This is a genomic window from Hymenobacter cellulosilyticus, assembly GCF_022919215.1.
In the GTDB taxonomy this organism is placed as follows: Bacteria; Bacteroidota; Bacteroidia; order Cytophagales; family Hymenobacteraceae; genus Hymenobacter; species Hymenobacter cellulosilyticus.
Map to the genome: position 1 here is coordinate 4,157,930 of NZ_CP095046.1, position 16,101 is coordinate 4,174,030.

Genomic DNA, 16,101 nt, shown 5'->3' on the forward strand with positions numbered 1-16,101 from the left:
AACCACATAAGCACCTCAGCACCTTATTTACCTCGGCCCTCCACAATGATTTTCAGGGTATAGAGCATCACGCGAAAGTCCATGGCCAGGCTCATGTTCTCGATGTAGAGAATGTCGAACTTAAGACGCTCCACCATCTGGTCTACCGTTTCGGCGTAGCCGTACTTCACCTGGCCCAGGCTGGTAATGCCCGGCCGCACGCGGTGCAGATGGCGGTAGTGGGGCGCTACTTTCACGATCTGGTCGATGTAGAAGCGGCGCTCGGGGCGCGGGCCCACCAGGCTCATGTCGCCCTTGAGCACGTTCCAGAACTGGGGCAGTTCATCCAGGCGCACCTTGCGCATAAACCGGCCCCAGGGCGTGATGCGCGGGTCGCGGTCCGACGACAAGGCCGGGCCCATCTTCTCGGCATCCACGTACATCGAGCGAAACTTGTAGATGCGGAAGGGCTGGGCGTTGATACCGATTCGCTCCTGGGCGTAGAAAATCGGCCCCGGCGACGAGAGGCGCACCATTACGGCCGTGAAGGCGTACACCGGCCAGGCTAGCAGCATAAACAGCGCTGAGCCCACAATATCGAGGCCGCGCTTAGTAAACTCCTGCCAGGGCGGCAGCAGGTCGTGCTTGATTTCGATGAGCGGGGTGCCAAACAGGTGGTTTACCTTCACCGAGCCCAGCAGCATCTGGTACAAGTCGGGCAGGATGCTGACCCGGGCCGGCGTGCCTTCCAGCAAGGACAAAATCTCCTGAATCATGCGGTGCTCACTGGGCTCGATGGCAATGATGATCTGCTCGATCTTGAGGGCCCGAATCAGGGCGGGCAGGCGGGTGTAGGAGCCGCGGGCGGGCAGCTCGGCGGCCAGGCCGGGGTCCACGGTGTCGCCCACGGGGGCAAAACCCACCAGCTTTAGGCCCAGGTGCTTGCCGGTGCGGGCCAGCTCGTGGTAGGTTTCGCGGGCCAGCACGTTGGAGCCCACCAGCAGGGTATTAAAGGAGATGACGCCTTCCCGCACCAGGTGCTGCACGCTGGTAATGGCCCAGGTGCGCAAAATGGCTGTAATAAAGAAGTGCAGCAGGAAGTAGGCTGTAATCGTCTTGTAGTAAAGCCGATAAGAACTCACGCCCTGGTCGTCGAGCAGCAGGGCAAAGAAGATAACCAGGGCCCCCAGCACCGAAATGCGGCCCAGGCGGATAATCTCCGACAGCCGCGACTTGCGGAAGATGTCGCGGTACTCGCCGATAAGCGTGTAGAGCACCGTCCAGAAGGCGGCAATCATCAGGGCCGAGCCCGTCAGGGTAAACAACTCCCCGCCGGTGAAGCGGTAGCCAGCATTGATTTCACTGAGCAGGTACTTGCGCAGCAGGAAAAAACACATCCACGCCAGCAGGGCCGCCAGGAAGTCGGCAGCAATAAGCTTCAGCTTTTGAAAGGTGCGAGTCAAGGGATTAAATAAAGCTGACCGGCCAGGACCGGCAAACAAATGGGTTATATGGGCACGATGCCGTAATTTCGCCGCAGATCAGGCCTAAAAAGGGCCTTTATCTGCTAACTGAGCCGCGCAAAGGTAGGGCATTAACCTATACCCCCGACATTGGCCCAACCCACAATCCATGCACGCTGACACCTACCGCCACCGAGGCCTGCGCCGTACCCTGGTTGAAGAACTGCGCCGCAAGGGAATTCGGGACGAGCGGGTACTGACGGCCCTGGCCGCGGTGCCGCGCCACTTGTTTTTCGAGCAAGCCTTTCAGCAGCACGCCTACCAGGACAAGGCCTTTCCAATCGGCCAGGGCCAGACCATTTCGCAACCCTATACGGTAGCTTACCAAACCGAGCTGCTCCGCCTGCAGCCCACCGACCGGGTGCTGGAAATCGGGACGGGCTCGGGCTACCAGTGTGCGGTACTGCTGCAGCTTACGCCCCGCGTGTATAGCATCGAATACAACGCGGTGCTGTTTGAAAGCACCCGCCGCCGCCTGGGCGCCTTTGGGCTGCCGGCTCACCTGTTCTGCGGCGACGGCTCGGTGGGTTTGCCCGAGCACGCGCCCTTCGACAAGATTTTGGTAACGGCCGGCTCGCCGACGATTCCGCGCACGCTGCTGCGCCAGCTGCGGGTGGGCGGCGCGCTGGTAATTCCGGTGGGCGACGAAAACTCCCAGCGCATGATGCGGGTGGTACGCGAAAGCGCGGAGGAGTTTGTGCGCGAGGAATTCGAGGAGTTTCGCTTTGTGCCCCTGCTGGGCCAAGCCGGCTGGCAGAAGTAGCGGCTTGGTTGCAAGCTGGCTGTCAAGCGCTAAGTGCCGCGGGCGACGGACACCGGGACTTTTTGCTGGGCGAAATACTGGGGCGCAGGTAGGTATTGTCGGCTTTGATTCGGCAATGCCGGCTGGCCGGCCTTATCTTTGGGCTTCCAATATTTTTCAGCAACGCCCTTTCTGATGCGCAAACAAAAGCCCGTTAAAGAATCCTTCGTGATTATGACCGAGCTGGTACTGCCCAACGATACCAACACGCTCCACAACCTGATGGGAGGCCGCATGATGCACCTGATGGACATTGCCGCGGCCATTTCGGCGCAGAAGCACTCCAACCGCATCGTTGTGACGGCCTCGGTCGACAATGTATCCTTCCGCGACAGTATTGCGCTGGGCAATGTGGTAACGCTGCAGGCCCAGGTAACCCGGTCGTTCAACTCTTCTATGGAAGTGCATATCGATGTGTGGGCCGAGGACATTCCCAGCGGCACGAAGATGAAAACCAACGAGGCCTTCTTCACCTTCGTAGCCGTCGACCAGTCGGGCCGCCCGATTGACGTGCCCGAGGCCGTGGCCGAAACGGAGGAGGAAGTTCGCCTCTACGATGGGGCCCTGCGCCGCCGACAGCTGCGCCTTGTGCTGGGCGGCCGGATGAAGCCTCAGGAAGCCAGCGAGTTGAAGGCCCTGTTTGACATGGACTAGCGGTTGACGGCTGGCTGCTGGGGCGTAGCGGTAACGAGCTTGTTGGTCGCTGTTGATTCTTTAATTTTAGTACAGCTCATAACTCGCAACCCACTATTCATCAGCTCCCTGCTGCCAGCCTTACTTCCCTAACCCGCCGCCCCGTATGGATCAGTCTTCCCTGGCCTTCTTTCAGAGCTTCTACACGAATGTTTCGCTGTACGTGGTGCCCGAGCCCGAAGCAGCCGCGACGCCGGTAGCCGCCGAGCCCCACGCCCGGCAGCCGTAGCCGCACCGGCGGCAGTGGTGCCTCCGGTAGTACCTCCTGCGGCGCCAGTTGCCCCACCTACTGCGCCCGTAAGTGCCGCCGCGCGGCCTGCTCCTCCGGCGCCCCTACTCCCGTTGCCGCGCCGGTTCGGCCCGTGCCGCCGGCCGTAGCTCCTGTTGGGTCAGCCCCCGCGGCCCCGGTAGCGCCGGCGGCCTTACCGGGCAAGCTACCCTCGCTGGGCGCTCTGCACTTGCCCCAAACGCCAGCGGAACGCGCCCCAATGCCTCCAGCAACACCTGCCGTGCCACCGTCTGCAAGCGCCCCGCTGCCACCGCGTCCTACGCCGCCGGCTGAGGCCCCGCCTGCCCGCACGGCTCCGCCGCTGAGCCATACACCGTACTCGACTTTGGGCAGTAACCCCAACGGGCTGGTAATTCTGGTGCGCATGGATCCGGTGCGCTTCCAGCGTCTGCCCAAAAACGTGTTTCTGAACAATCTGCTCAAGGCCATCCGGCTGGTCATGGAAGACGTGGTGCTTATCAACGTGGAGTCGCACCTGCCCGTGGAGCTCAAAACCATCCGGCAGAAGCTGGCCGCCAAGCAGATTATCGGCTTCGGCAAAAACCTGCTCGACGTTGCCATTCGCACCACCCAGCTCTACGAGCCGGTTCTGCTGGTGGGTGACGCGGCTTACCTACCGGCCGCCGAAATTGAGCTGCTGGAGGAAGACAACAGCCGCAAGAAGCTACTCTGGCAGGCCATGCAACGCATGTTTCTAAGCTAGCCGCTTAATACGGAGCCGTAATATTACCTCATCATACCAATAAAAAAGGCCCGTCAATGACGGGCCTTTTTTTATGTCCGGCCGAAGCCAAAAGCTAGTAACCAGCAACTATTTCAGCACGGAGGCCAGCTTGGCTTCCAAGGCATCACCGCGCAGGTTTTTGGCGACAATCCGGCCCTGGGGGTCTAGCAGCACCGACTGGGGAATGGCTTTCACGCCGTAGGTTTGCCCGGCGGCGCTTTCCCAGCCCCGCAGATCCGACACGTGAGTCCACACCAGGCCATCGGTTTGAATGGCTTTAAGCCACTTTTCCCGGTCCTGGTCAAACGATACGCTGTAAATCTCGAAGCCCTTGCCTTTGAACTTGTTGTAAGCCCGCACCACGTTAGGGTTTTCCTTGCGGCAGGGGCCGCACCAGGAAGCCCAGAAGTCGATGAGCACATACTTGCCGCGCAACGAGGACAAGGCCACCGGTTTGCCATCCGGCGAGGGCAGGCTGATTTCCGGAGCCGCCGAGCCTACGGCCGTAGCCCGCAGCGGGTCGAGCTTGACGGCCAGGGCCTTGGTGTAGCGCGAGTCGGGCAGCGTCTTCTTCAGCTGGGTGGCAATGGAGTCGATGAAGGCGAACTGCTCCTCGGGGTTCAGCAGGTTGCCCACGGCAAAGGCCGACACCACCGAGTTCGGGTTTTGGCGAATCAGCTGCTTGAGTACGCCCGTGTTCTGGGCCTGGGCGGCGTAGAACTTGGCCTCAATCAGCTTCATCGAATCCGACTGACCAGCCTGGGCGCTGTTGTTGTAGCGCATTTCCAGCATGGCCATATCGTGCTTCGACCGTATCATGGCGCGGCCCAGCTGCTGCAGGCTTTCCGAGTCTTTGGAGCCCTTCACCACGTAGCCTTCGGTGAGCTTCTTGGCGTCGCCCGAAAGCTGGATGTTGCTTTGGTTGTCGAGGGCCAGCAGCACCTGGTTGGCGTCATTCACCTTCACCTGGTAGAGCCCGCTTCCGGCACCGAGCCCTTGAGCGTAAAGCGCCCCTGCTCATCTACCGAAGCCGTGTCGCGCGACACAAACTGGGTCTCGCCTAGCTCGGCCAAATACACCTTGGTGCCGGCCGGGGCATTGGTCAGCTGCCCGTTGATCTGGTAGCCGGCGCCGCCTGCGCCCGTGGTGGGCGTCGTCGATTTGCTGCAGGCGTTGGCCATGCCCAGCACGGTAGTTACCAGAAGTAAGCTTTTCATTTTCTGAATCATTCTTAGTTACGCTACCAGCGGATGAGCCCCCGGCTTTCCGCTTTTTGTGAAAACAAGCAAGCAACCGCCCGTTTGGTTCAGCCACCTGCCAAAACCACTGCCGTAGCCGGCCGCGCTCCACTGGCACCTGAGACTTTTGGCTTTACGCGTCGAGCTTCTGGCGCAGCAGCTGGTTGGCCAATTTGGGGTCGGCCTTGCCGCCGGTGAGCTTCATGAGTTCCCCATGAACATGCCGGTCAGCGACTTTTTGCCGCCGCGGTATTCTTCCACTTTGCCCGGATTGGCGTCCAGCACCTGCTGAATTATGGCCTCCAGGGCGCCGGCATCCGACTGCTGCAACAGGCCCTGGGCCTCGGCGGCGGCAGCGGCCGTTTGCGTTGGGTTGTCGAGCAGGTACGGGAATAACTGCTTGGCTGCTACCGAGTGACTAACCTTGTTCTCATCAATGAGTTGAATGATGTCAGCCAAGTGCTGGGGCTGCAGCGGGAAGTCGGCCATGGTCAGGGCGCGCTCATTGAGGAAGGACTTTACGGGTCCCTGCACCCAGTTGGCGGCGGCCTTGGCGTTGGAAGTCAGGCGCGAGAGTTCATCAAAGAACAAGGCGACTTCCTTCTGGTCGGTAAGCACCGAGGCGTCGTAGTCCGACAGGCCCAGCTCACCGGTAAAGCGGGCGTAAAGCTGCTGGGGCAAGGCCGGCAGCGAAGCCTGCACCTCGTGCAGCCAGGCGTCGTTGATGATGAGCGGCGGCAGGTCGGGCTCGGGGAAGTAGCGGTAGTCGTTCAGGGTTTCCTTGCTGCGCTGCCCGCTGGTCGTGCCGGTAGCGGCGTCGAAGCCCCGGGTTTCGCTGTCGAGCGTGCCCCCGGCTTCGAGCACGGCAATCTGCCGCTCAATTTCGTACTCAATGGCCCGCTGCACGTTGCGGAAGGAGTTCATATTCTTGACCTCCACCTTGGTACCAAACTTCTCGGCGCCCTTGAGCATCACCGAAATGTTGGCGTCGCAGCGCAGGGAGCCTTCCTCCATGTTGCCGTCGCAGATGCCCAGGTACACTACCAGCTTCTTGATTTCGCTCAGGTAGGCGTAGGCTTCGTCGGCGTTGCGGATGTCGGGCTCCGACACGATTTCAATCAGGGGCACGCCGGCCCGGTTAAGGTCCACGAGCGTTTCCACTTCCCCGGCCAGGTGCATCGACTTGCCCGCGTCTTCCTCCATGTGAATGCGCGTCACGCCGATGTTCTTGGTCGTGCCGTCGGCGAGGCGAATCGGGACGTTACCCTGAGTACAGATCGGGGTTTTGTCCTGGGTAATCTGGTAGCCCTTGGGAAGGTCGGGGTAGAAGTAGTTTTTGCGCGCAAACAGGTTGTCGCGCGTGATGTGGCAGTTGGTAGCCAGGCCCATTTTCATGGCATACTCCACGGCCGTACGGTTTACCTTGGGCAGGGTGCCGGGGTGGCCCAGCGTAATGACCGACAGGTTATTGTTGGGAAGGGCGCCGTATTCATTCTCATCCGAGGAGTACATCTTGCTCTGGGTGAGCAGCTGGGCGTGTACTTCCAGCCCGATTACGGGCTGGTATTTGGCTTTTATTGCTTCGTCCATATCAATCAAATTGAGCCGTTGGAGCGGGTTTGGCCCCAATGCAGCCGCTAAGTTACTTGCTGCCGCGGTTTTTATGCGCCAACCGGTAGAGGCACCACGTTATTTTGGGCTTACCTGATCTGAAAAGTGATAGGGTAAACATAAAGCACCTCCACTGGCTCGCAGTCGACGTAGCTAATATGCCATTTTTTCAGGCGGCGGATAGCGGCCAGGGCTTCGCCATTCAATTCCGGGGAAGGCGACTCGATAACCCGGCTGTTGGTGATGTCCCCGAAACGATTCACCAGGAACTCGACCTTGACTACCCCTTCAATGCCTAGTTTAAGGGCTTTCGGCGGGAAATGAACATAGGTACTTTGGGCAGGCGACTCCACCGCCGGCGGACAAATCGTTTGCCGGGCCAACGTGTCGCAGTGTATGGCCTGGCCCGCCGCGTTGAAGCAGTTCCGGAGAATGTACTTGCCGTCGGCAAACTGCGTATGCCGCTTCAACCGGCCGCTAGGGTAGTATTCAAAGCTTTCCTCCGGCAGCTTGCCGGCCGAGTACTGTGTGCGCCGCTTGACCCTGCCATCGTCGTAATACACCACCGTTTCCCCATCGCGCTGCCGGAGCCGGATATTGGAAAAGGAAGCCTGCTCCCGCACCTTTTTCGGGGCAAAATACACCCGTTCCACGGCCCGCACGCTGTCCAGAAACGTAGTTTCCACAGCCCAGGACGCTCCGGCAGGCGAAGTTAGCTTCCGGTTCTGACTGTCGTAGTACACCATAGTTATAGTCCCCAGCGTTTGCGCCCCCGCCGACCCTGCCAGCAGCAAGAAGAGCAGGAATAGTCGTAGCGAAACAGGCATGGCAGCGGAAAGGATATGGCGCTTGGTAACGCGCTTTAAGGTAGTTTATGGTGTTTTACAAAAGCAAAAAACCGAGCCGGAGATGCGTCCGGCTCGGTTTGTAGTAGCTCCTAGAGTGGCTATGAGCTATGCTAGTCGTTGAATACCGGAATATAGGCAGCCTGGAAGGTGTTGCCCGCGTTGTTATAGGCCTCTACCAGCTTGTGATTCTGCTTGTTGAAGGCGGTGATGTAGCCATTGAAGGCGTCGGCGTCGGTTTTGGTCAGGCGGTCCTTCTGCTCGAGCAGCTCAGTCATCTTCTTGAACTGGTTGCCGGTCCAGATGATGTAGAACTTGGCGTAGTCCCGGGCCGCGTCGCGGTACTGGGTGTCTTTGCCGCGGAAGGCGGGCACGGCATCCAGCTCGGCCAGCGCTTTTTCGGTTTCCACTTCCATCTGCTGCCGGGCCGCCTCAAAAGCCTTGGCGTCCTGGGCATTGAGGCCGTCGGTGAGCTTGGCGTTGGCCCGCTCAAGGCGGAAATACGCCAGAAAAACCTTGTGCTGGTAGCTGTTCACTTCCGACACCTGCCGAATCACGTCGTTCATCTTGCGCGTTTCCCGGTCTTCGCTCATGGTCATCTTGAAGCGGGTGGCAAAGCGCTGCTGGGCGGCCTGCACACTGTCGCCGGCGACTTCTAGCTTGTTTTCGGCCGCTTCCAGGGCGTCGAAATAGCGCTGCATGGCGTCCAGACTCTTGGTGCGGCTGGCGGCCAGGGTGTTCACCTTCTGGTAGTCAATGGAGTACACGTTGAGCGTCTGCTGCAGGGCTGCCTTGGCCCGGTCCCGAAACTCGGTGTTGCCCTGAAAGCCGGGCATATGGGATATTTTGGCCAACGAGAGCTTGTTCTGGGCTACCACGTCCTGGCGGCGGGCCTCGATTTTGCGCTCATTCTCGCTGTGGGCCGATTTGCTGATGTAGCGCAGACATTTTTTCTGCATAATCAGCTGCTCGGCCACAATGGCGTTGTTATAAGCGCCCGGGTCGGTGTAGGCCTGGGCCCGGACGGTCGTAGTAGAAATGCCGGTTAGAAAAGCTCCGGCCAGCAACAAGGTAGAAATGCGCATAGGGCAACAAATAAAAGTGGGCAATTAGCGGATGGCAAAGGTGATGGGCACGGTGTAGCGCACGGGTACGGGCTCACCGTTCTGCAGGCCCGGCTTCCAACGGGGCATTGCCCGGACTACGCGCAGAGCTTCGGCGTCCAGCTCGGCCGACACGCCCTTCTGCACCCGGATGTCCCGCATTTCCCCGACCTCATTCACGACGAATTCCAGGAATACTCTGCCCTGCCGGCGTTTTTTCAGGGCGGCGGCCGGGTAGCGAATAGACTGCCCCAGGTAGCGCAGCATGGCCTCCATCCCGCCCGGGTATTCGGGCATCTGCTCGGTATACTCGGCCTCGTCGCAGGCGCGCGCGGTGCCGGCCTTGGTCAGGGACTCGGCGCTTAGTACCTGGCCGCGCTCGTAGTGGCTGCGGCCCCGCGGCAGGCCTTCAGCATCGTAGCTCAGCTGCTCGCCGTGCCGTTTGGTGCCTAGCTCGTTGCTGACGTAAAACAGCTTTCCATTGCCCCGCCAGCGAGTCGTGGTCGTGAGCGTATCACCGTTGGGCTGCCACACCGTGCGGTATACGGTCCACAGATTCGGGGAAACCAGCCGGTACACGCTGTCGAGGCGACTGATACCGGGCGTTTCGGTGCGACGCACCCGGTAGGCGGCCTGCTCCTCGGGCACTACCTCCGACCAGTAGTTATGAAAAAGAGTGGTTGTGGTGGGAGCCTGCTGGGCCTGCGTGGTAAGGGCGGCACCAAGAGCGCCCACGACCAGAAAAGTATGCTTCACGAAGGGAATAAAGGTAAAAACGGTTATAAATATACTGGTTCTGGCGGCTGCCGAAAGTCCCAGCCGGAGAAAATGTCATACCCGAGCAAAACGGCCAACCAGAGCCAGAACCTGCTACAGCTTGGGCTGCACGGGCGGAAGGAAGTTGACTTCCAGGGTAAAGAAGGACTCGGTGGGCTCCCCGTTCAGCAGCTGGGGCGAAAAGGTGCCGTGCAGCTCATTGACGACTCGCAAGGCTTCCCGGTCGTATTCCGGGCCCACGCTCTTGTAGATGCGACTTTCCCGCAGCTGCCCGTCCACGCCGATCATGCAGGCCACCACCACCTGCCCGCGCTGGGGCACGGCCCCGTTGGGCAAGGATGGGTAGCGGGTTTTGCGGCTGATTTCGGCCGTCAGGGCCGGACGGCCGGCCTTGTAGGCGGCGTATACAGTACCCTGGGGCACCACGCCCTTGTCGACGGGGCAAGTCATAGGCTGGCCATCGAGGTCGAAGCACTGCTTACTTTTTTCCTGCCCCTGCTGGTAGATGCTCAGCTCCTGGAGGTTGCCGTTGAGGTAAAACAGCTGCAGCTGGCCGTCGAGCTGCCCGTTGCGGTAGGTGCGGCGGCTGCGGATGGCTCCGGAGCTGAACACTTTCAGGGCCACCCCTTCGCGCTTTTTGGCCTGGGCATCGACGTAGGGAATCTGCTCCAGCAGCGTGCCGTTGGCAGCATAGATTTTCTGGACTACCCCGCCGCCCGTGGGCTGGGCAGAGGTGATGATAAAGCGAACCGCCCCGGCCCGGGAAGGCAGCCGCTCAGCCGTGGCATCGTAGAAAATCGTGTCGGAGGGAGTGTTCTTTCGCTGGGCGTGGACCGCCAAAGGCAGCGCAGAAAGTAAAAGGCCGGCAAGCCAGAAGCGCATAAAACGAAAAGTATCGGATATTGAAGCTTCACCACTATCGTGGCTAAGCAGGCCTTATTGAATAGCAAACGTGACCGGCAGCGTAAACAAAGCGTCGACCGGCTCCCCGTCCAGGCGGCCGGGCGTCCAGCCCTTTAGGCTGTTGACCACGCGCAGGGCTTCCTCATCGAGCACGGGAGCCAGTCCCTTGAGCACGTAAGCGCCCTTGACCCCGCCGGTTTTGTCGATAATAAAGTTGATGAGCACCTTGCCCGCCACGCCCTTGCGGATTTGCTGGCGCGGATACTTTACCCGGCGCCCGATATCGGACAGCAGGGTCTTGAGGCCACCGGGGTACTCCGGAAATAGGACGTATTCGGTACAGGCCTGGGGCTGGCCGGTGGCGGTGTAACACTCACTTTTGCGGCTAACACCCTGCTGAAACTCCTCCCGCCGCCGCTTGCTGCCATCCGGGTAATAGGTAAGCAGCAGGCCCTGGCGCTGCCCGGCCGCGTACTCAGCCGTGAGCTGCACCTGCCCGCTTTCGTACCAGCGGGTTTGGGTGCCCTGCAGCTCGCCTTTTTTAAGGTTGGCCAGCGGCAGCTCCTGGTATTTTTTGCCCGAGGGATAATAGCTGGTCACCACGCCGGCCGGGCCGTTAGTCCGCAGCGTGTCGCGCCGGAACAGCACGCCTTCCCCGAAGCTGATGTCATTGGGCGCCCCCTTGGCCTTGAAGGTTTGGTTAAGGGTTTGGGCGCGGAGGGTAAGGGTGGGCAGACCGGCGAACAAACCGGCAGTAAGTAAAATAGCAACGAGGCGCATACGAGTGGGGTAACGAAAATATAAGAGGCTCTGGAGCCCGGGCCTACGCCTGGCTGATCAGTGAGTTAGGGCTTTTAGTGCTTCCCCAGCCGCTCGTCAATCTGGTGGATAAGCTGACGGCTGTGCTGCATCACTCGGTGGTATTCTTTGACAATGTCGGGAATGATGCTGGCGTGGCTGAGGTAGTTCTGCATCGGTCCGGTTCCCATCACGGTCACCATATTGCGCTGATCCGGGTCCAGGTGGTCGTCGAGGTAGCGGCTAATGGTTTGGCCTTTGTAGTCGGAAAAATGGTCGCCGCTATTTACCAGGCTGGGAATCAACTCCTGGTAATGGTCGAGAATATTGTTGAGCAGCGCCTCATCCTCAATTACATCCAGGTCGCCCGACGATTTGAGCCCCTCGAACCGGGACGCGTTGGGCACGAGCACCGTGGAGTTGCGCAACGTCCAGCTATACTTATTCAGGCTGTCGGCCTGCAGGGTCTGGGGCGTGAGCGTCCGAAAGTAACGGAATGCCTTTTGCTGGACCACATACGAGGCAGAGTCCCCCTGCATTTCCTTAATGTCGTGCCCCAAATCCTGGCGCAGCCCCAGCAGAAACTTACGTTCCTTTTCGCGCTCCAGGGAGTGCTCGTGCCAGCTGTGGAGCTGGATAGAGAGGGTAATAGCAAAGACGATAATGCCTATTTCCAGCAGAATTTCGGGGAGGCGCTGCCGCCACGTTTGGGGATGCCCGTGCTCCATTCCGAGGGCTTTTTTACCGTGTTTGGTAACGAGGTCAACTTCAATCATGGGAAGGTTCTATAGGACCGGCAAGATAGGCAGCCGCAAGGCTGCCAAACAACCAACTCTTGCCAGCAAAGCTCCTAAAATCAGCGCCGGGGCGGCCCACAACAAAAAGGCCCAGCTACTGCCGGGCCTTTTCATCATAAGTAGCTACATCCGTGTTAGCGGCTGGTTAATGGCCCGCCCGTTCCGGCCGTCGCCAGCGGCGTTACGCCAGCGTCTTGCTGATCAGGTCTTCGGCCTTGGCAATGGCCGCACCCAGACCAGCTACATTCTTGCCGCCGGCCGTGGCGAAGAACGGCTGTCCGCCGCCGCCGCCCTGGATTTCCTTGGCCAACTCGCGCACCACGTTGGAGGCGTTGAGCTTACCCGCTTTGGCAATTTCGTCGTCGAGCATAACGGCGAGCTGGGGCTTGCCGTCGATTTCGGCGCCGAGCACCAATACCAGGTTTTCCACCGTCTGGCGCAGGTTGTAGGCCAGGGTTTTGAGGCCGTCGGCCGAGCCCACCTGCACCTGGGCGGCCAGGAAGTTGACACCATTCAGCGGCTTCACCTGGGCCACCAGCTGGTCTTTCTGCTGGTTGATGCTTTGCTGCTCAAACTGCTCGATCTGCTTGCGCAGGGCGGCAATTTCCTCGGTCTGCTTCTGCAGGCTCGGCAGCAGGTGCTGGGGGTTGCCCAGGGCTTCGCGTACCTGATTGAGCAGGTCAATCTGCTGGTCGACGTAGGCTTCGGCGGTTTCGCCAGTTACGGCTTCGATGCGGCGCACGCCAGCCCCTACGGCGCTTTCCGAGGTGATTTTGAAGAAGCCGATTTCGCCCGTGCCGCGCACGTGGGTGCCCCCGCACAGCTCCACCGAATACTCCTTATCGAAGGTGATGACGCGCACGAACTCGCCGTACTTTTCGCCGAACAAGGCCATGGCGCCCAGGTTTTTGGCCTCGGCAATAGGCACGTTGCGGCGCTCATCCAGCGGAATCTGCTGGCGAATCCGCTCGTTGACCATGCGCTCAATCTCGCGCAACTGCTCGTCGGTCACCTTGGTAAAGTGCGAGAAGTCGAAGCGTAGCAGCTTGTCGTTGACCAAAGAGCCTTTCTGCTGCACGTGGCTGCCGATAATTTCGCGCAAAGCGGCCTGCAGCAAGTGCGTAGCCGTATGGTTTTTGCGAATCAGCTCCCGCCGGGCGTGGTCGATGCGGGCTGAGAAGTCGGCGTCCAGGTCCTGGGGCAAATCCAGGACGGTGTGCACAATCAGGTCATTTTCCTTCTTGGTGTCAATCACGCGCACCTTGCTCAGGGGCGACTCCAGGTAGCCCGTGTCGCCGATCTGTCCGCCCGACTCGGCGTAGAACGGGGTCTGGTCGAGCACCACCTGGTATTCGGTTTTGCCCTTCTTGTCGATTTTGCGGTAGCGCAGGATTTTAGCCGGGGCCTCTTCCAGGTCGTAGCCCACGAAAGCGGGCTGCTCTTCCGACTCCAGCACCACCGTCCAGTCGCTCTGCTCGGTTTCCTGGGCGTTGCGGCTGCGGTTTTTCTGCTGGGCCAGCTCTTTCTGGAAGCCTTCCTCGTCCACGGTTAAACCCTTTTCGCGGGCAATCAAAGCCGTGAGGTCCAGGGGAAGCCGAAAGTATCCGACAATTCAAAGGCGGTTTTGCCGTCGATGCGGTTGCCGTTCTGCCGGGCGGCTTCTTCCAGGGTATCAAGACGGCGTAGGCCGTTTTCGAGGGTTTTGAGGAAGGCTACTTCTTCCTCTTCCACTACGCGCTGTACGAAGGCTGTTTGCTGCTTGAGCTCGGGGAAAATGCCGGCCATCTGGTCGGCCAGCACGGGCACGAGCTTGTAGAGGAAGGGCTGCTTTTGGCCCAGCGACGAAAAGGCGTAGCGCACGGCCCGGCGCAGAATGCGGCGAATCACGTAGCCGGCCTTCACGTTGGAAGGCAGCTGCCCGTCGGCAATGGCGAAGCTGATGGTGCGGATGTGGTCGGCCAGCACCCGAATGGCAATGTCGGTTTTCTCTTCTTCCGTGGCCGGCTGGTCGTTCACGGTGGCCGGGGCCGTGCCGTGGTATTTCACCCCGGCCTCGGCGGCAATAAACTGAATCAGGGGCTGGAAAACGTCGGTGTCGTAGTTCGACTTCACGCCCGACACGGCCATCATCAAACGCTCGAAGCCCATACCCGTGTCGACGCTCTGCTCGGGCAGCTTGATGAGGGACTTGTCGGCCAGGCGCTGGAACTCCATGAACACGTTGTTCCAGATTTCCACGACCTGCGGGTGGTCGGCATTCACCAGCTCGCGGCCGGGCTTCTGGGCCCGCTCCTCTTCGGAGCGCAGGTCGATGTGGATTTCGGTGCAGGGGCCGCAGGGGCCGGTGTCGCCCATCTCCCAGAAGTTGTCCTTCTTATTGCCGGGCAGAATCCGGTCGTCGGTGGTGTACTGGCGCCACAAGTCCTGGGTTTCGGAGTCGGCGGCGGTACCGTCCTTCTCGTCGCCCTCGAAATAGGTGACGTAGAGGCGGTCCTTTTCCAGCTTATAGACCTCGGTAAGCAGCTCCCAGGCCCAGGCAATGGCGTCCTTCTTGAAATAGTCGCCAAACGACCAGTTGCCCAGCATTTCGAACATGGTGTGGTGGTAGGTGTCGTAGCCTACCTCTTCCAAATCGTTGTGCTTGCCCGATACGCGCAGGCACTTCTGGGTGTCGGCAATGCGCTTGTAGGGCGCGGGCTTGTTGCCCAGGAAATAATCCTTGAACGGAGCCATGCCCGAGTTGATGAACAGCAGCGTAGGGTCGTCCTTCACCACGATGGGCGCCGAGGGCACGATGTGGTGGCCTTTGGAAGCAAAGAAATCCAGGAACTGCTGGCGGACGTGGCTGGCGGTGGGAAGTGACATAAGGAGTAACGCGAAGCTGAACTTTGCGAATCGAGTGATGCGGTGAACGAAGCCGGCCGCGCCCCGTGGAATTGGCGGCAGCCGGGAATTTGGTTACTTTTCGCCTTTCCAGCGGAAAGGCCGTTCCGGCAAAGTTAGCCGACTAAGCCGGAAAGCGAAACTGCTGCGACAAAGCCTTTGGTTTTCGTTAGTCATGCTGAGCTTGCCGAAGCATCTCTACCGCAGGACTAATCAAATGCTGTTGCAACGAAGCGGTAGAGATGCTTCGGCAGGCTCAGCATGACGCCCATTTAGTTTGACACCACTCCACCATGCCCTACAAAGAGCGCGACATCGAGAAGCAGTATTTCACCATCGGCGAGGTGGCGGCCCAGTTCAACGTGGCCCCGTCGCTGATTCGCTTTTGGGAAACCGAGTTTGAGGAGCTGCGCCCGCGCAAAAGCAAGAAAGGCAACCGCCTCTACACGCCCCAGGACGTGGATATTTTCCGCACGATTTACCACCTGGTCAAGGAGCGCGGCTACACCATTCCCGGCGCGCGGGACATGCTCAAGCAGAAAGGCCCCCAGCTCAAGGAGAAAATTGACGTGATTCAGAGCCTGGAAAAAGTGCGCGGCTTCCTGGTGACCATGAAAAAGGAGCTCGACGCCATTGGCAAGGCCCAGCAGGGGTAGATGCAGGCGCTGATATTAGTAACCGGGCAAAGTAACCTACTATCCCGGTTTCGGACGATTCTGCAAATCCGGTTTTCCACGGCCACCATTGCCGAGTATGGCAACCCAGGTGAGTTTGTCGTGCAGTTTTCGGGGCATCACCAGCTGTTCGTTGAGTACTACGGCCAGAATCTGGCTGATTGGGATGACGACGAAGTTGCCTTTATCAAGTCTGCTTTACCTACCGCGCAACACGTCTACAGCCTTGGCTACCGCGGAATAGAGTTTGCCAAACAAGCAATTATCAGCCTAGCAAATTCTGTGGAGATGATAGTTGACAATGACTGTGGTACACTGCTAACCGGCGCAGATTTCGTGCGCAAAGTCCTGGCCGAGCCTAACTGGTACTGGTTTGATGATTTATAAGTACTGTATTTAAAGTTTATAACACCTCTATGCCCATTTCTACCGACGAATTACTCTTCCACGAAGTCGCTCTAA

The 16,101-nt window shown here is 59.6% G+C and carries 15 protein-coding genes and 2 pseudogenes; 6 read left to right on the forward strand and 11 right to left on the reverse strand.

Annotation, left to right across the window (positions count from 1 at the left end; genetic code table 11):
* Positions 1–23: 23 nt before the first annotated feature.
* Positions 24–1,442 (reverse strand): sugar transferase, encoded by a 1,419-nt coding sequence (locus tag MUN79_RS20495; RefSeq protein WP_244674444.1) that lies wholly within the window; start codon positions 1,440–1,442, stop codon positions 24–26.
* 169 nt (positions 1,443–1,611) lie between these two features.
* On the opposite strand from MUN79_RS20495, the gene MUN79_RS20500 reads away from it, so the two are divergent.
* The 4 genes from MUN79_RS20500 (at position 1,612) to MUN79_RS20510 (ending at position 3,989) form a co-directional block, all read left to right on the forward strand.
* A complete protein-coding gene (locus tag MUN79_RS20500) occupies positions 1,612–2,265 on the forward strand; it encodes a protein-L-isoaspartate(D-aspartate) O-methyltransferase (RefSeq protein WP_244674445.1) in 654 nt (217 codons plus the stop codon).
* 174 nt (positions 2,266–2,439) lie between these two features.
* Complete coding sequence (locus MUN79_RS20505) at positions 2,440–2,958, forward strand: acyl-CoA thioesterase (protein WP_244674446.1); 519 nt, start codon at positions 2,440–2,442, stop codon at positions 2,956–2,958.
* Between the two features lie 145 nt (positions 2,959–3,103).
* Positions 3,104–3,226, forward strand: a complete 123-nt coding sequence (locus MUN79_RS30260) for a hypothetical protein (RefSeq protein WP_262922911.1) — start codon at positions 3,104–3,106, stop codon at positions 3,224–3,226.
* A 280-nt stretch (positions 3,227–3,506) separates the two neighbouring features.
* On the forward strand, positions 3,507–3,989 hold the full coding sequence (locus MUN79_RS20510; protein ID WP_244678415.1) for a hypothetical protein: 483 nt from the start codon (positions 3,507–3,509) through the stop codon (positions 3,987–3,989).
* A 108-nt stretch (positions 3,990–4,097) separates the two neighbouring features.
* Here MUN79_RS20510 and MUN79_RS20515 read toward each other — a convergent pair whose 3' ends face one another.
* From MUN79_RS20515 to alaS, 10 genes and pseudogenes are all read right to left on the reverse strand, one after another.
* Positions 4,098–4,970, reverse strand: a complete 873-nt coding sequence (locus MUN79_RS20515; protein WP_244674447.1) for a TlpA family protein disulfide reductase — start codon at positions 4,968–4,970, stop codon at positions 4,098–4,100.
* 2 nt (positions 4,971–4,972) lie between these two features.
* On the reverse strand, positions 4,973–5,227 hold the full coding sequence (locus tag MUN79_RS20520; RefSeq protein ID WP_244674448.1) for a DUF4369 domain-containing protein: 255 nt from the start codon (positions 5,225–5,227) through the stop codon (positions 4,973–4,975).
* 154 nt (positions 5,228–5,381) lie between these two features.
* Positions 5,382–6,838, reverse strand: a pseudogene (gatB, locus tag MUN79_RS20525) (Asp-tRNA(Asn)/Glu-tRNA(Gln) amidotransferase subunit GatB).
* A gap of 110 nt (positions 6,839–6,948) precedes the next feature.
* Positions 6,949–7,686 carry an energy transducer TonB gene (locus MUN79_RS20530; protein WP_244674449.1) on the reverse strand — a complete coding sequence of 246 codons (738 nt, stop codon included), beginning with the start codon at positions 7,684–7,686 and terminating at the stop codon, positions 6,949–6,951.
* A gap of 131 nt (positions 7,687–7,817) precedes the next feature.
* Complete coding sequence (locus MUN79_RS20535; RefSeq protein ID WP_244674450.1) at positions 7,818–8,789, reverse strand: LIC11966 family surface protein; 972 nt, start codon at positions 8,787–8,789, stop codon at positions 7,818–7,820.
* A gap of 24 nt (positions 8,790–8,813) precedes the next feature.
* The gene (locus tag MUN79_RS20540; RefSeq protein ID WP_244674451.1) at positions 8,814–9,563 is read right to left on the reverse strand and encodes an energy transducer TonB; all 750 of its coding nucleotides are present in this window, start codon (positions 9,561–9,563) and stop codon (positions 8,814–8,816) included.
* A gap of 114 nt (positions 9,564–9,677) precedes the next feature.
* Complete coding sequence (locus MUN79_RS20545; RefSeq protein WP_244674452.1) at positions 9,678–10,466, reverse strand: TonB family protein; 789 nt, start codon at positions 10,464–10,466, stop codon at positions 9,678–9,680.
* A gap of 54 nt (positions 10,467–10,520) precedes the next feature.
* The gene (locus tag MUN79_RS20550; RefSeq protein WP_244674453.1) at positions 10,521–11,267 is read right to left on the reverse strand and encodes an energy transducer TonB; all 747 of its coding nucleotides are present in this window, start codon (positions 11,265–11,267) and stop codon (positions 10,521–10,523) included.
* A gap of 74 nt (positions 11,268–11,341) precedes the next feature.
* Positions 11,342–12,061: a hypothetical protein gene (locus MUN79_RS20555; RefSeq protein WP_244674454.1), complete on the reverse strand. Its 720-nt coding sequence runs from the start codon at positions 12,059–12,061 to the stop codon at positions 11,342–11,344.
* A 202-nt stretch (positions 12,062–12,263) separates the two neighbouring features.
* Positions 12,264–14,947 (reverse strand): annotated as a pseudogene (alaS, locus tag MUN79_RS20560) (alanine--tRNA ligase).
* Positions 14,948–15,258: 311 nt separating this feature from the next.
* Here alaS and MUN79_RS20565 point away from each other — a divergent pair.
* Together MUN79_RS20565 and MUN79_RS20570 are read left to right on the forward strand one after the other, a co-directional pair.
* The gene (locus MUN79_RS20565; protein WP_100336180.1) at positions 15,259–15,621 is read left to right on the forward strand and encodes a MerR family transcriptional regulator; all 363 of its coding nucleotides are present in this window, start codon (positions 15,259–15,261) and stop codon (positions 15,619–15,621) included.
* Entirely contained in the window at positions 15,622–16,026 is a 405-nt protein-coding gene (locus MUN79_RS20570) for a hypothetical protein (RefSeq protein ID WP_244674455.1), read from the forward strand.
* The last annotated feature ends 75 nt before the right edge of the window (positions 16,027–16,101 follow it).

Coding starts and splice junctions, on each gene's coding strand:
- MUN79_RS20530 (WP_244674449.1), bottom strand. CDS start 7,686: ATGCCTGTTTCGCTACGACTATTCCTGCTCTTCTTGCTGCTGGCAGGG.
- MUN79_RS20545 (WP_244674452.1), bottom strand. CDS start 10,466: ATGCGCTTCTGGCTTGCCGGCCTTTTACTTTCTGCGCTGCCTTTGGCG.
- MUN79_RS20520 (WP_244674448.1), bottom strand. CDS start 5,227: ATGAAAAGCTTACTTCTGGTAACTACCGTGCTGGGCATGGCCAACGCC.
- MUN79_RS20535 (WP_244674450.1), bottom strand. CDS start 8,789: ATGCGCATTTCTACCTTGTTGCTGGCCGGAGCTTTTCTAACCGGCATT.
- MUN79_RS20570 (WP_244674455.1), top strand. CDS start 15,622: ATGCAGGCGCTGATATTAGTAACCGGGCAAAGTAACCTACTATCCCGG.
- MUN79_RS20555 (WP_244674454.1), bottom strand. CDS start 12,061: ATGATTGAAGTTGACCTCGTTACCAAACACGGTAAAAAAGCCCTCGGA.
- MUN79_RS20505 (WP_244674446.1), top strand. CDS start 2,440: ATGCGCAAACAAAAGCCCGTTAAAGAATCCTTCGTGATTATGACCGAG.
- MUN79_RS20565 (WP_100336180.1), top strand. CDS start 15,259: ATGCCCTACAAAGAGCGCGACATCGAGAAGCAGTATTTCACCATCGGC.
- MUN79_RS30260 (WP_262922911.1), top strand. CDS start 3,104: ATGGATCAGTCTTCCCTGGCCTTCTTTCAGAGCTTCTACACGAATGTT.
- MUN79_RS20500 (WP_244674445.1), top strand. CDS start 1,612: ATGCACGCTGACACCTACCGCCACCGAGGCCTGCGCCGTACCCTGGTT.
- MUN79_RS20550 (WP_244674453.1), bottom strand. CDS start 11,267: ATGCGCCTCGTTGCTATTTTACTTACTGCCGGTTTGTTCGCCGGTCTG.